A 13,314-nucleotide genomic window follows, 5' to 3' on the forward strand; every position below is an offset into this window, starting at 1 on the left:
GCCGCTATTTGCGGGGCAGAGCACTAGCGCTTGGCCGCGACCGGTGGCAGCGGCAGGCCGCGCGCGGTCATCACCTTGCGCAACAGGTCCGGCCGGTCGGTGATGATGCCGTCCACCTTGGCGTCCATCAGCGCATGCATGGTCTTCTCGTCGTCCACCGTCCAGGGAATGATCTTCATGCCGGCTGCATGCGTGCGGGTCACCAGTTCGGGCGTGGTGTAGGGCACGTAGCCGGCATCGCCCACCTTGCCGTTCTGCGGGTCGCCATGCACCGGTGAGATCGCGTCGGCGCCGAAAGACTTGGCCGCCTGCACCAGATCGCCGCCGAAGTTGTCGATGTCGATGCCGCCGAGCCAGGGCGAGGCACCGGGCTGGCCAGCCTGCAGGAACTGTTGGCCGTTGGTCAGCGCAACGATCGGGATGCTTGGCTCCAGTTGGCGCGCCAGCATCAGCGCGCCCCAATCGAAGCTCTGGATGGTGACTTGCGACATCAGGCCCGAGCTGCGGATCTCGTCCACGACGGTGCGCACGAACAGCTCACGCGGCGCCGTTTCCTGCGGGGCGCCGGCCTCGACCTTGGTCTCTATGTTCATCAGCACCTGGTCGGCGCGGTAGGAGCGCACGAGCTCGAACACCTCGCGCAGGGTGGGCATCTGCGCGCCGGGCACCAGGCGCTGCTCCGGAAAAGCCGCCTGGCGCAGCGAGCCGCAGTCCAGCGTTTTGACCTGCGCCAGGGTCAGGTCCTTGATGTAGCGGCCAACATAGGGATACAGCGGGTCGTCGGTATTGGCGGGCCGGGTGTCCTTGCATTTCGTGCCGGAAGTCTTGCGGTCGTGCGTGACCACGGCCACGCCGTCCTTGGTGATCTGGGTGTCCAACTCCAAGGTGGTGACGCCTATCTCCAATGCACTGGTGAACGAAGCGATGGTGCTTTCCACCACCAGGCCCACGCCGCCGCGGTGGGCCTGCAGGTCGAAAGCGCGCGGCTGGTGAAAGAGATGCCCGGCGGAAGCGGCGCCGTCGGTGCCGCCGCCACAGGCGCCGAGTGCAAGCAAACCGGCAAGGGAAAGAAGACGCAGGGAGCCAAATCTGAACAAATGCATAGGAGTCCTGAAAGAAAAAAATGGGCGTTTTTTTTAATACCCCGACGCTAGTGATTCAGTGTGAAAGTAGCGTGACATTGAGGAAATTCTGGCGTCTTCCAAGCACATCGGACAGGTCATCAATAATTGATACGATGTTTGTTATGTTAAATGACGTGCAGGTTTTGCTGCCACTGCACAGCGCAAAGCTGGATCGTGGGCCTGCAGATCGAAACATAGAATCGCCCCATGACCGAGACCGATTCCTTGCCGCCTCCCTCCCCTGCCCCCTTATCTGCCCAGGGGCGCTTCTGGGCGCTGCTGCCCTGCGCCGGAGTGGGCGCGCGGGCGGCAGGGCCCACGGCGGCTTCATTGCCCAAGCAGTACCACCTGCTGGCGGGGCGCCCTGTGGTGCTGCACACGCTGGCCGCTTTTGCCGGGGTGCGGCGGCTGCTGGGAACGCTGGTGGCGGTGGCGCCCGGGGACCATTTTCTCGATGCGCATGCGCATCCCGCGTTGCGCGTCGTGCCATGCGGTGGCCGCACGCGCGCCGACACGGTGCTTGGTGGCTTGCAGGCCTTGCTGGCGCAGGGCGCGCAGCCGGGTGACTGGGTGCTGGTGCACGATGCCGCGCGCTGCCTGGTGACCTCCGGGCAGATCGACGCGCTGATCGACGAATGCGCCGACGACAGCGTCGGCGGCCTGCTCGCGCAGCGGCTGGCTGATACCTTGAAGACCGGCGTGGACGGTCCGGACGGGCTGCGCGTGGTCGGCACGCTGGAGCGCAGCGACAAATGGCTGGCGCAAACGCCGCAGATGTTTCGCATTGGCGCGCTGCTGGCGGCCATGGCCCAGGCCGGCCCGCACGTCACCGACGAGGCCAGCGCGATGGAAGCGCTGGGCCTGCACCCGCGGCTGGTGCCCGCCGGGGCGCAGAACTTCAAGCTCACTTATCCCGAGGATTTCGCGCTGGCTGCGGCGCTGCTGGCACAGCGCCAGCAGGGAGAATCGGTGGTTTCGACATCACGGTGCGAGGCAATATGATGAATTTCAGGATCGGCGAAGGCTGGGATGTGCACGCGCTGGTACCCGGCCGCAGGCTGGTGATCGGCGGCGTGGAGATTGCCCACCCCATGGGGTTGCTCGGCCACTCGGACGCCGATGTGCTGCTGCACGCGATCACCGATGCGCTGCTCGGCGCGGCCGCGCTGGGCGATATCGGCGGCCATTTTCCCGACACCGATGCTGCTTTTCGCGACGCCGATTCGGGCGTGCTGCTGGCCGAGGCGATGCGGCGCGTGCGCGCTGCGGGCTACGAGGTCGGGAATATCGACAGCACCGTGCTCGCGCAGGCGCCGCGCCTGGCCGCGCACATCCCCGCAATGCGCGCCGCCATTGCCCGCGCCGTCGGCGTCGCCGAGGGGCAGGTGAACGTCAAGGCCAAGACCGCCGAAGGACTGGGCCCCGTGGGGCAGAAGCTGGCGATCGAGGCGCGCGCTGTGGCGCTGATCCATGCGCGCTAAGCGACCTTGTCCTGTGGCGGCGGCCGGGGAGGCAGGTAGCGCTTGATGGCAGGCCGCTGCAGGCGTTGTCTGGAGGAATCGGTCCCCTGGGGCAGGTCCGTGGCGCGCTGCAATTGCAACTGCGCCACCAGACCGCCGCTGTTCGCGTTGGTCAGCGCAAAGGCGCCCCCCATGCGCTGCACCGTCTTGTCCACGATGGACAGCCCGAGCCCCGCGCCGGTGGCCGCGGTGCGGGCAAAGTTGCCGCGGAAGAACGGTTTTGTGAGGTTCGGGATCTGATCGGGGGGCACCCCCGCGCCATGGTCGCGCAGTTTCATGAGCACCCAATCCTCCCGGGGCTTGGCGGCGATCTCCACGCGGGCGACTTCCGTGCCTTCGGTCTTGCCATAGCGCCGCGCGTTTTCCAACAGGTTGGAAATCACGCGCGCCAGTTCCACCTCGTCGGCCAGGACGTAGAGATCCTCGGGAACGGATATGCTGATCTGCAGTTCGCGGTGGTCCTGCACCGCGTACATGCAGGAGGACACCACGGCGTGCAGGTTGATGGGCGTGAGCGTGACGTGATCGGGCCGTGCGTAGTCGAGGAACTTGTCGATGATGGCGTCCAACTGCACGATGTCTGCCACCATGTGCTCACGCGCCGCCCCGTCGACCACGCTCATCTCGGTTTCCAGCCGCAGCCGTGCCAGCGGGGTGCGCAGGTCGTGCGAGATGCCGGCGAGCATCACGGCGCGGTCATGTTCCAACTTGGCAAGCGTCTGGGTCATGCGGTTGAAACCCCGGTTGACCTCGCGGATCTCGCTGGTCACTACTTCCTCATCCAGCCGGCTGGCGGCAAAGTCGCCGTCCTTGATCCGGTTCGCTGCGTAGGACAGCTGTTTCAGCGGCCGGTTGATGCGCAGCGCAATGGCGGCCGCGCAGGCCAGCGAAAGGGCTCCGGCCGTGATCAGCCAGATCGTCCAGGTGCGCCCCCCGGCCGGGTTGAAGCGCGAATGGTCCATGCGCAGCCAGTTCGAGTCGCCATTGATGTTGAAGCCCACCCACAGGCCGTTGTCGCCGTTCACGCTCTGGGCGACGATGGTGTCGGGCCCGAGCCGCACCGTCAACTCATCCGTCAGGCGGTTGCCCAGCGTAGTCGGCCCCAGGGGGACGAACTGGTCCCCGGGCTCGCGCGGGAGGATGCGCACGCCTTCCTGATCGGCCATGGTCTTGAGCAGCAACACGCGCGTGATCGCGTCGGCATGCACCAGCATCGTGCGGCTCAGGTTCACCAGCGACGCGATCTGCTGCGCGGTTTGCAGCGTCAGCGGCTCGGATTCGAGCGTGCGCAGCGTCTGTAGCCACGCCAGAATGCTGCCCACCTGCAGCAGCACGAGCAAGATGAAAGTGCGCCAGAAAAGACTCAGAAGCACGCGCGCGCGCAGTTCCCGCGCACGGGAGATCCACCCCTGCGGCGCGAGGCCAGCCCACCAAGATGCAACCGAGGACTTCCAAAGAGAAATTCTCGGCCAGCCCCCGGTGGTCTTGGACATGGGGAGGTCAACCGGCTCCATCCGGCACGAACACGTAGCCCACGCCCCACACGGTCTGGATGTAGCGCGGCGCGGTGGCGTCCACCTCCACCAGTTTGCGCAGGCGCGAAATCTGCACGTCCAGGCTGCGGTCAAAGGGCTCGAACTCGCGGCCACGCGCCAGCAGGGCCAGTTTTTCGCGCGACAGCGGCTGGCGCGGGTGGCGCACCAGGGCCTTGAGCATGGCGAATTCGCCGGTGGTCAAGGGCAGTTCTTCGCCATTGCGCTGCAAGGCACGGGTTCCCAGGTCGAAGGTGAAGGGACCAAAGGTGACCACCTCAACCTCACCGGAGGGCGCGCCCGGCGCTTCCTGCGCAGGGCGGCGGCGCAGCACGGCGTGGATGCGCGCGAGCAGTTCGCGGGGGTTGAAGGGCTTTCCCAGATAGTCGTCAGCGCCCACTTCCAGACCCACGATGCGGTCCACGTCCTCGCCCTTGGCGGTGAGCATGATGATCGGGGTGCGGTCGTTGGCGGCGCGCAGGCGGCGGCAGATGGAGAGCCCGTCCTCGCCGGGCATCATCAGATCGAGCACGATGAGGTCCACCGTCTCGCGCAGCAGCAGGCGGTTGAGGGTCTTGCCGTCTTCGGCGACCATGACTTCAAAGCCTTCCTGCGTCAGGTAACGGCGCAGCAGATCGCGGATGCGTGCATCGTCATCCACTACCAGAATTTTGTCGACGCGGTTGATTGCTGTGGCCATATCATTGATCCCGGGCTATTTGTAACAGCGCCGATTCTGACCAGTTGGAACGCCGAAATCCGGTTTTTGGGAGGGGGCTTGACAAAGTGTTTCAAATGTTTCCCCGCCGCGCATGGTGGCCGAGGGGGCTTTTCCAGCGCTGCCGCACAGGCCCGGTCCGGGCGGTGTCTGTCTGCCCAAAGCACCGGATTCACAGGCCCTGAAAGCCCTTGGGAGACTACGGCACAGGGGGAGGCACTGCCCGCCCGGCCTTCGAATCGCCTGGCCGGAAATACCTACTGCGCGGCCCAGCCGCCGTCCATGTTCCAAGCCGCGCCGCGCACATTGTTCGCCGCGGGCGAACAGAAAAACAACACCAACTCGCCCAGTTCTTCGGGCGTGCTGAACTGCATGGAGGGCTCTTTCTCGCGGAGCAGCAGCTTTTTCGCGTCCTCGTCCGACAGGCCATGCTCGGCGGCCTTGGCGTCTACCTGTTTTTGCACCAGCGGCGTGAGCACCCAGCCGGGGCAGATGGCATTGCAGGTCACGCCCGTGGTGGCGTTCTCCAGCGCGATGACCTTGGTCAGCCCCACGATGCCGTGCTTGGCCGCGACGTAGGCCGACTTTTGGGCCGACCCCACCAGGCCGTGCACCGACGCCACATTGATGATGCGGCCCCAGTTGGCGTTCTGCATCGCCGGCAGCGCCACGCGGCAGGTGTGAAAGGCGCTCGTGAGGTTGACGGCGATCACCGCGTCCCAGCGCTCGACCGGGAAATCCTCCACATTCGCCACATGCTGGATTCCGGCGTTGTTCACGAGAATGTCCACGCGCCCGAACTGCGAGACGCTGTACTTCATCAGGTCCTCGATGTCGGCAACGCGGCACATGTCGGCGCCGTGGTAGGCCACCCGGGCTGCGGCGGCCTCGCCTGCGGCCAGCACCTGGCTGCGGGCAGCGTCCACATCGCCAAAGCCATTGAGCACGATGTTCGCGCCCTGGCGCGCCAGGGCCTGGGCGATTCCCAGACCAATGCCGCTGGTGGAGCCGGTCACGAGTGCGGTTTTGCCTTTCAGCATGAGAGTCCCTCCGAATGAATTACGATGCAAGCGCGGCAATCATTAGCGCGCGGCCCCGGATTCTGCACCCATGACCGAACCCCGTCTGAACCATGTACCGTGCCCCGGCATTGCGGCCCCGGGCACCCCCTGCGCCCAAGCACCCGCCGCAGCGCAGCTGCACCGCATGGCGTACTGGGAGTGGAACGCCACGGACCAGCCGGCGCATCCGCACGTGGTGCTTTGCGTGCACGGCCTGACCCGCCAGGGGCGCGACTTCGACACCCTGGCGCGCGCGCTGAGCGGGCATGCGCGCGTCATTTGCCCTGATGTGGTCGGGCGTGGCCAGAGCGACTGGCTGGCCGACCCCATGGGCTACCAGGTCCCGCAGTACGCGGCCGACATGCTGGCCCTGCTGGCGCAATTGCAGCAGCAGGGTCCGATCGGCACGCTGGACTGGGTGGGAACCAGCATGGGCGGACTGATCGGCATGGTCATCGCGGGCCAGCCGGAGCTGCCCCTGCCCGTTGCGCTGCGCCGGCTGGTGCTCAACGACGTGGGGCCGGCCATCGATTGGTCGGCCTTGCAGCGCATCGGCAAGTACCTGGGAAAAATGGCGCGTTTCGAGTCGCAGCAGCAGGCCGCGGACGCGCTATGGGCGATTTCCCGCCCGTTCGGGCCGCACTCGCCCGCGCAGTGGTTTGAGCTGTCGCGCGCCATGGTGCGCCCGTTGCCCGACGGCAGATTCACGCTGCACTACGACCCGGCCATCGCCGTGCCGTTCAATGCCCTGACGCAGGACGCCGCCGTGGCCGGCGAGGCCGCGCTGTGGCAGCTGTACGAGCGCATCACGGCGCGCACGCTGCTGCTGCGCGGCGCGCAGTCGGACCTGCTTTCGCGCGCGGCTGCGCAGGCCATGGCGCGGCGCGGGCCGCAGGCGCGCGTCGTCGAATTCGAAGGCTTGGGGCATGCGCCCACGCTGGTCGCGGCCGACCAAGTTGCGACCGTGAAGCAATTTTTGCTGGCGGCAGAAGACGCTGTGGCCGGATGAAAACCAAGCCCCTGGTCTTGGTGTCCTCCCCTCCCCAGGCAGACGCCGTTGTACAGCTCATCGCCGCCACTGCGCACCAGTTGCCCGAGCAGCTGAACGCGCTGGCGCGTGCGCGCGCCTTCGCCGAGCCCCTGATCGCCGGCGAAACCCTGGACAGTGGCGAGAACACACTCGCCCACGCCGACGCCGTGGCCGCGCTCCTCAAGGAAATCGGCGGCTCCGAGGCCATGCAGGCCGCGGCCTACCTGGAGCACGCCTGCATGCACCTGAACAAGCCCGAGGAGGTGATCGCCAAAACCTTTGGCGCCCACTTTGCGACGCTGGCGATGGAAAGCACCAAGCTCATGCGCGTGCAGCAGCAGGCCCGCGCCGCGCAGCACGTGGACGACCCTGCCGTGCAGACCGAGAACGTGCGCAAGATGCTGCTCGCCTTCTCGCGCGACCTGAGCGTGGTGCTGCTGCACCTGGCCTCACGCTTGCAGACGCTGCGCTATCACGCGGCCAACAAGCGCCCCGTTTCGCCCAGCATGGCGCGCGAATCGCTGCAGGTATTTGCGCCGCTGGCCAATCGCCTGGGAATCTGGCAGCTGAAGTGGGAACTGGAAGACCTGGCCCTGCGCTTTCTCGAGCCCGACACCTACAAGAAGGTGGCCCGCCTGCTCGACGAAAAGCGCGGCGAGCGCGAGCTCTACATGGAACAGCTGCGCGCCCGGCTCGAGGCCGACCTGCGCGCGCGCAGCATCAGCGCCAGCGTGCAGGGGCGCCCGAAGCACATCTACAGCATCGTCAAGAAAATGCGCGGCAAGTCGCTCGACTTCGACCAGGTGTTCGACATCCGCGCGCTGCGCGTGATCGTTCCCACGGTGAAGGACTGCTACGCCGCCCTGAGCTGGGTGCACGAGCAACTCCAGCCCATCGTGGAAGAGTTTGACGACTACATCGCCCGGCCCAAGCCCAACGGCTACCAGTCGCTGCACACCATCGTGCGCGACGCCGACGGGCGGCCCATCGAGATCCAGATCCGCACCCAGGCCATGCACGAGCATGCCGAGCACGGCGTGGCGGCGCACTGGGCTTACAAGGAGGCGGGCAACAAGGGCTACGCGGGCGTATCCGCTGCGGGCGAGTACGACGCCAAGATCGCCGTGCTGCGCCAGCTGCTGGCCTGGGAGCGCGATCTGTCGGGCGCCTGGTCGAACCGGGGCCTGTTCGAGGACCGCATCTACGTGCTCACGCCCGACGCCGCCGTGGTGGAACTGCCGCAGGGCGCGACACCCGTTGACTTTGCCTACGCCGTGCACACCAGCGTGGGGCACCGCTGCCGGGGCGCCAAGGTCGACGGCGCCATGGTTCCGCTGAACACCCCCCTGCACAACGGACAGACGGTGGAGATAGCCACCGCCAAGGAGGGCCGCCCCTCGCGCGACTGGCTCAACGCCGAGCTGGGCTACTTGGCCAGCCACCGCGCCAAGGCCAAGGTGCGCGCCTGGTTCAACGCCCAGACGACGCACGAAACCGTGGCCCGGGGCCGCGAAGCGGTGGAAAAACTGCTGCAACGCGAAGGCAGGACCGCCGTCAAGCTCGACGAGCTCGCCGCGCAGCTGGGCTTCAAATCGGCCGATGCGCTGTTCGAAGTCGTGGGCAAGGACGAGTTCTCGCTGCGCAACATCGAAACGCTGCTGCGCCCGCCCGGGCCCGCCGCACAGCCCGACGAGCCCTTGCTGCACAAAAAGACGCGCAGCAGCGATTCGGCCCCCAAGGGCGGCGTGCTGGTGGTCGGCCTGGCCTCGCTCATGACCCAGTTGGCCAAGTGCTGCAAGCCCGCGCCGCCCGACCCGATTCGCGGCTTCGTCACGCGCGGCAAGGGGGTCAGCGTGCACCGCGCAGACTGCGGCAACTTCCACGAAATGGCCGCGCGCAGCGCCGAGCGCGTGATCGAAGTGGAATGGGGCCTGCCCAAGCAATCGGCCCTGGCCCCCGTATACCCGGTGGACGTGACCGTGGAGGCCGCCGACCGGCAATGCCTGCTGCGCGACGTCTCGGAAGTCTTCGCGCGCGAAAAGACCAACGTGATTGGCGTGCAGACCCAGTCCGTCAAGGGCACGGCATGGATGACCTTTACCGTCGAGGTGACCGACTCCGGCCGCCTGAACAAGGTGCTGGGCAGCGTGGCCGCGGTGCCGGGCGTGCGCTCTGCGCGCCGCCGCTGAGCGCTTTCGTCGAAGCCCCCCGTGCCCAGCGCGATTTGTTGCGCGCCGGCCAGAGCGGCCGATTTTTGCGGCTACAATCGCGGCCGGTGACAGGCGCGTAGCTCAGCTGGTTAGAGCACCACCTTGACATGGTGGGGGTCGTTGGTTCGAGTCCAATCGCGCCTACCAGATTTTTCCGGATCTGGTCAGCGCATCGATCTGCACACCGGCATCAGCCCAAGCCCGACAAAGGCTAAAACGGCCCTACCCCGTCCACCAAAGTGCTCAGTGGCAAAGCGTGCAACTCCTGCAGCAAGGCCACCAACTGCTGCGCTGCCGCGGCCACCACGGCCCGACCCTTCTGCGCGCAGGCCCCTGCCGCATTCCCCACCGCCCCCGCCGGGTGGTAGTCCTGCATCTGCCATCCGAGCCGGGCGCTCTTGCCGTTGCCCAGAATCGCGTAGCGTTGCGCCCGGTCCTGCGACGTCGAACGAAAATCCCGCGCATGCTCCATGCGCACCGTCGCGGGCGAGAGATGCAGCATCATCGAGGTCTCGATCTCGCCCGCGTGGACGCCAAAGCGCTGCTCCTGCGCGCTGAACTGCTGCTCCACGGACTCGGGCAAGGGCAGGCTGAACCAGCTGGCGCTGTAGACGATGAGATCGCAGCGCGTGCGCAGCCCGCGCGCCACGATGTCCATCACGCCGACTTGGCCACCGTGGCCGTTGAACAGCAGCAGCTTCCTCACCCCGGCGCGCGCGACACACTCGCCGATCTCGGTCCACAGCGCGATCACCGTTGCGGGAGAGAGCGTCAGGGTTCCCGGAAAGCGGATGTGCTCCGGACTCAGGCCCACGTTCTGCGGGGGCAAGAAGAGAACCGGCAGGTCAACGGGCAGCTGCGGCAACGCCGCGTCGATCACGCCCTGCAGCAGACTGGCGTCCACCGCGAGCGGCAGGTGCGGGCCGTGCTGCTCGATGGCGGCCACGGGCAGCACCGCCACGGTCTGCGCGGCCTGGCCCGAGGCCTGGAGTTGGGCGAACTCGCGCGTGGACAACCCGGCCCAGAAGCGCGAAGACAGGGCGCAAGGCCTGTCGGGAGACGGTGGAGACGGAGCATCGGCGGTCATTGCGCGATGGTAGTCGCAAGCGCCCTGCCCTCGCCCCGCGCTCAGCCCCGGCCCTTTTCTTCCAAGCGCCAGGCCATCCGCACCGCGGCGCCGACGCCGGCACCGGTCAGCCAGAACAGCCCCCCCGCGCCGATCACGGCGCCGGCCGAGCCGAACAGCATGGGCATGAGAACGCTCGATGCATTGATCACCATCAGCCGCAGGCCCAGCGCCTCGCCGTGGCGGTGCGCGGGCGTAATCTGATGCAGCAGGCTCACCACCATGGGCTGTACCGAACCCAGCGCAAAGCCCAGCAGCACGGAGCACAGGCCCATTCCCGGCGCGCTGTCGAGCAGCGGATACACGCCGAACAGCAGCGTCGTGAGCAGCATGGCACCGGCCACCACCACCGGCTCGCGCAGGCGCTCGGCGACCAGCGGCATGAGCACCCGGATCGTCGCCGCTGCAATGGCAAAGCCCCCGAGGATGGAGCCGATGACCGAGGCCGACAGGCCGCGCTCGTGCCCGATCAGCGGAACGACGAAGGTGTGCACGTCCCAGCAGGACGAGAGGACCCAGTTCACGATCAGGAGGCGGCGAAACGGCGTCTCGTTCATCAGGTCCCACGCGCGCCGCGGCGGACCACCCGCTGCGGCGATCACGGGGGGCAGTTCCACCGCGTCGCGCACCCAGAACCAAGTGCACAGGGGCAGCAGGGCCATGAGCGCGAAGGCGGCGCGGTAGCCCCCGGTGCTGCCCGCCTCGCTGCCCGCATGGTCGATCATGAGCCCGGCGCAGAAGGGGCCAATGAAGTTGGACAGCGCCGGCCCGATGGCCAGCCAGCTGAAGACCTGCCGCAGCTGCGTCGCGTCATGCGCGGCGCGGCCCACGTGGCGCTGCAGTGCGATGGTCACGGCGCCGGTCGCCCCACCCGTCATCAGCGCGGCCAGGCACAGCGCCGGAAAGCCGGGGAACAGCAGAGCCAGCGAGGCCCCCGCCACGGCCACCACCACGGCGTGGCCGACCGGGCGCCTGAGGCCATGGCGGTCCGCGTAGCGTCCCGCGGGCAAGGCCAGAAACACCTGCACGAGCGCGAACAGCGCCAGCAGCACGCCCACGGACGCAGCGCTGTAGCCATCGCGCAAGGCCAGCAGCGGCGCTGCCATGCGCATTCCGGCCATGCAGGCGTGCAGGCAGATCTGGCCGGCGATCAGCCGCACCAGGGCCCAGTTCACGGCGCATCGTCCTCGGACTGCGCCCCGGGCGCCGCGCCATCGGCCAGCGGCAGGGCCGCATCCGGCGCGGGCAGTTCCTGCACGGCGCGCAGCTTGCGCTCGATGGCGCGGGTGCGAACGCCCACCTCGTCGAAGCGCCTGGCCGCAGCGTCTATGGATTTCTTGGTGGCTTCGACCACGTCGCCAAACTTCGCGAACTCGGTCTTCACACTGCCCAGCAGGCTCCAGACCTCGGACGATCGCTTTTCGATCGCCAGCGTCTTGAAGCCCATTTGCAGGCTGTTGAGCATGGCCGCCAGGTTCGCCGGGCCGGTGATCATCACGCGGCATTCGTTCTGCACGGCCTCGACCAGGCCGGGGCGGCGCATGACTTCGGCAAACAGGCTTTCCGTGGGCAGGTAGAGCACGGCAAAGTCGGTGGTGTGCGGCGGCGAGACGTATTTGGCGAAGATCTTGCGGGCCTCGTTGCGCACCGAGGTCTCAAAGGCGTTGCCCGCCGAAAGCGTCGCCGCCTTGTCGGCAGCGTCCTGCGCGTCCATCAGGCGCTGGTATTGCTCGACCGGGTACTTGGCGTCTATGGGCAGCCACACCGGGTGCACGTCGTTCCTGCCCGGCAGGCGGATGGCGAACTCCACCAGCTCGTCGCTGCCCGGGACGGTCTTCACGTTGCGCGCGAACTGCTCGGGTGTGAGCACGTTCTCGATGATCGCACCCAGCTGCATTTCGCCCCAGGTGCCGCGCGACTTCACATTGCTCATCACGCGCTTGAGGTCGCCGACGCTGCCCGCCAGCGTCTGCATCTCGCCCAGGCCCTTGTGCACCTGTTCCAGTCGCTCGCTCACGAGCTTGAAGGATTCCCCCAGGCGCTGCTCGAGCGTGGCGTGCAGCTTTTCGTCCACCGTGCGGCGCATTTCTTCGAGCCGGGTGGCGTTGTCGGCCTGGATCGCCGCCAGGCGCTCGTTGAGCGCGTTGCGCAGTTGTTCGGCGTTGTGCTGGCTGCCCTGCACCAGGCCACCGAGCTGCTGCGACACGGCGTCCTGCAGCACCGAGAACTGGTTCTTGATCTGAGAGCCGTTGGCTTCGAGCTGGTCCCTGAGCGCGCCGGACACCGCCCCCAGCTGCCCCTGAATGTCGCCCTTGAGCGAATCGAGCGTGCTGCGCGTGGCCGCCGTGAGCGCCTCGAAGCGCTCCTGGATGCGCTTTTCAAACAATGCCGTGCTCTCGCCCATGGCCTGGCGCGACTTGACGCTCTCGGCCGCCAGCGCGGCGGTGCTGGCCGTGAGTTCGGTGCGAAAGCCGGCGAGCCGATCCGAGAGCTCCTGGCGCGCCATGGCCGAGTCCGCCTGACCCTGCGCCAGATGCGCGAGCAGGGCCTTGCTGCTTTCCTCCAGCCGCCCCGCGACGGCCTGCTGCAGGCCGTCGAAGCGCTGCGCCAGCGAGGCGTCGAGCGCCGTCTGCCGCTGCTCCAGCCGCGCCTCGAACAGGCCGAATGCGGCCAGCAACTCGGCCCGGCCGCTGCGCGATTCGGTCACGGCCTGCGCCAGGCGCTCGTCCACCGCACGGCGCAGGGTCTCCAACGTGTTCTGCGTGCTCTGGGTAAAGCCCCCGAGCTGCTGCGCCAGCGCGTCCAGCGCGCCGTCGTTTTTGGCCACGGCCAGCCGGGTGGCCTGCGTTGCGGCTTCGAGCGCCTGCAAGCGCGCGAGCCACTCGGCAGGCAGATCCACCTGCGGGCGGCGCAGCAGCAATAACAGCAAAAGCGCCAGCACCAGGGCCAGCGCGGTGAGTGAAGCGAGTGTCTCAGCGGTCAAGGTTTTTCAC

At 67.5% G+C, this 13,314-nt stretch carries 11 protein-coding genes and 1 tRNA gene; 5 read left to right on the forward strand and 7 right to left on the reverse strand.

All coding sequences use genetic code 11. The features are described from left to right. Window positions 1–23: 23 nt before the first annotated feature. Complete coding sequence (locus VTU_RS0107875) at window positions 24–1,103, reverse strand: glycerophosphodiester phosphodiesterase (protein WP_010103016.1); 1,080 nt, start codon at window positions 1,101–1,103, stop codon at window positions 24–26. A 228-nt stretch (window positions 1,104–1,331) separates the two neighbouring features. Between VTU_RS0107875 and VTU_RS0107880 the strand changes: the two genes are divergently transcribed. Further along, entirely contained in the window at window positions 1,332–2,126 is a 795-nt protein-coding gene (locus VTU_RS0107880; protein WP_010103017.1) for an IspD/TarI family cytidylyltransferase, read from the forward strand. Then, window positions 2,126–2,605, forward strand: a complete 480-nt coding sequence (gene ispF, locus VTU_RS0107885; protein WP_010103018.1) for a 2-C-methyl-D-erythritol 2,4-cyclodiphosphate synthase — start codon at window positions 2,126–2,128, stop codon at window positions 2,603–2,605. Before VTU_RS0107880 ends, ispF begins: the two co-directional genes overlap by 1 nt. Here the strand turns inward: ispF and VTU_RS26515 are convergent. The 3 genes from VTU_RS26515 to VTU_RS0107900 all read right to left on the reverse strand — a co-directional run bounded on the left by VTU_RS26515 (window position 2,602) and on the right by VTU_RS0107900 (window position 5,934). Continuing rightward, window positions 2,602–4,137 (reverse strand): sensor histidine kinase family protein, encoded by a 1,536-nt coding sequence (locus VTU_RS26515; protein WP_081479756.1) that lies wholly within the window; start codon window positions 4,135–4,137, stop codon window positions 2,602–2,604. The genes ispF and VTU_RS26515 overlap by 4 nt on opposite strands. A gap of 7 nt (window positions 4,138–4,144) precedes the next feature. Then, window positions 4,145–4,876 carry an osmolarity response regulator transcription factor OmpR gene (gene ompR, locus VTU_RS0107895; RefSeq protein WP_010103022.1) on the reverse strand — a complete coding sequence of 244 codons (732 nt, stop codon included), beginning with the start codon at window positions 4,874–4,876 and terminating at the stop codon, window positions 4,145–4,147. Window positions 4,877–5,151: 275 nt separating this feature from the next. Then, window positions 5,152–5,934, reverse strand: a complete 783-nt coding sequence (locus tag VTU_RS0107900) for a 3-hydroxybutyrate dehydrogenase (protein WP_010103024.1) — start codon at window positions 5,932–5,934, stop codon at window positions 5,152–5,154. A gap of 70 nt (window positions 5,935–6,004) precedes the next feature. On the opposite strand from VTU_RS0107900, the gene VTU_RS0107905 reads away from it, so the two are divergent. The 3 genes from VTU_RS0107905 to VTU_RS0107915 all read left to right on the forward strand — a co-directional run bounded on the left by VTU_RS0107905 (window position 6,005) and on the right by VTU_RS0107915 (window position 9,342). Further along, window positions 6,005–6,964, forward strand: coding sequence for an alpha/beta fold hydrolase (locus VTU_RS0107905; protein WP_010103026.1), 960 nt, complete (start codon window positions 6,005–6,007; stop codon window positions 6,962–6,964). After that, complete coding sequence (locus VTU_RS0107910) at window positions 6,961–9,174, forward strand: RelA/SpoT family protein (protein ID WP_010103028.1); 2,214 nt, start codon at window positions 6,961–6,963, stop codon at window positions 9,172–9,174. The genes VTU_RS0107905 and VTU_RS0107910 overlap by 4 nt, the downstream gene beginning before the upstream one ends. A 91-nt stretch (window positions 9,175–9,265) precedes the next feature. After that, window positions 9,266–9,342, forward strand: a tRNA-Val gene (locus VTU_RS0107915). A 64-nt stretch (window positions 9,343–9,406) separates the two neighbouring features. Here the strand turns inward: VTU_RS0107915 and VTU_RS0107920 are convergent. The 3 genes from VTU_RS0107920 to VTU_RS0107930 are packed head-to-tail and all read right to left on the reverse strand — an operon-like array spanning window position 9,407 to window position 13,304. Beyond that, a complete protein-coding gene (locus VTU_RS0107920) occupies window positions 9,407–10,282 on the reverse strand; it encodes a creatininase family protein (RefSeq protein ID WP_050809458.1) in 876 nt (291 codons plus the stop codon). 41 nt (window positions 10,283–10,323) lie between these two features. Beyond that, window positions 10,324–11,496: an MFS transporter gene (locus VTU_RS0107925; protein ID WP_010103032.1), complete on the reverse strand. Its 1,173-nt coding sequence runs from the start codon at window positions 11,494–11,496 to the stop codon at window positions 10,324–10,326. Next, a complete protein-coding gene (locus VTU_RS0107930) occupies window positions 11,493–13,304 on the reverse strand; it encodes a DNA recombination protein RmuC (protein WP_010103034.1) in 1,812 nt (603 codons plus the stop codon). The genes VTU_RS0107925 and VTU_RS0107930 overlap by 4 nt, the downstream gene beginning before the upstream one ends. Between the last annotated feature and the right edge of the window lie 10 nt (window positions 13,305–13,314).

Origin of the sequence: Verminephrobacter aporrectodeae subsp. tuberculatae At4 (genome assembly GCF_000193225.1) — a bacterium.
Taxonomy (GTDB): domain Bacteria; phylum Pseudomonadota; class Gammaproteobacteria; order Burkholderiales; family Burkholderiaceae_C; genus Acidovorax; species Acidovorax aporrectodeae.

What these genes read in the sequence shown, in the direction of transcription:
- VTU_RS0107875 (WP_010103016.1), bottom strand. Translation starts at nt 1,103, where the DNA reads ATGCATTTGTTCAGATTTGGCTCCCTGCGTCTTCTTTCCCTTGCCGGT.
- VTU_RS0107880 (WP_010103017.1), top strand. Translation starts at nt 1,332, where the DNA reads ATGACCGAGACCGATTCCTTGCCGCCTCCCTCCCCTGCCCCCTTATCT.
- ispF (WP_010103018.1), top strand. Translation starts at nt 2,126, where the DNA reads ATGAATTTCAGGATCGGCGAAGGCTGGGATGTGCACGCGCTGGTACCC.
- VTU_RS26515 (WP_081479756.1), bottom strand. Translation starts at nt 4,137, where the DNA reads ATGTCCAAGACCACCGGGGGCTGGCCGAGAATTTCTCTTTGGAAGTCC.
- ompR (WP_010103022.1), bottom strand. Translation starts at nt 4,876, where the DNA reads ATGGCCACAGCAATCAACCGCGTCGACAAAATTCTGGTAGTGGATGAC.
- VTU_RS0107900 (WP_010103024.1), bottom strand. Translation starts at nt 5,934, where the DNA reads ATGCTGAAAGGCAAAACCGCACTCGTGACCGGCTCCACCAGCGGCATT.
- VTU_RS0107905 (WP_010103026.1), top strand. Translation starts at nt 6,005, where the DNA reads ATGACCGAACCCCGTCTGAACCATGTACCGTGCCCCGGCATTGCGGCC.
- VTU_RS0107910 (WP_010103028.1), top strand. Translation starts at nt 6,961, where the DNA reads ATGAAAACCAAGCCCCTGGTCTTGGTGTCCTCCCCTCCCCAGGCAGAC.
- VTU_RS0107920 (WP_050809458.1), bottom strand. Translation starts at nt 10,282, where the DNA reads ATGACCGCCGATGCTCCGTCTCCACCGTCTCCCGACAGGCCTTGCGCC.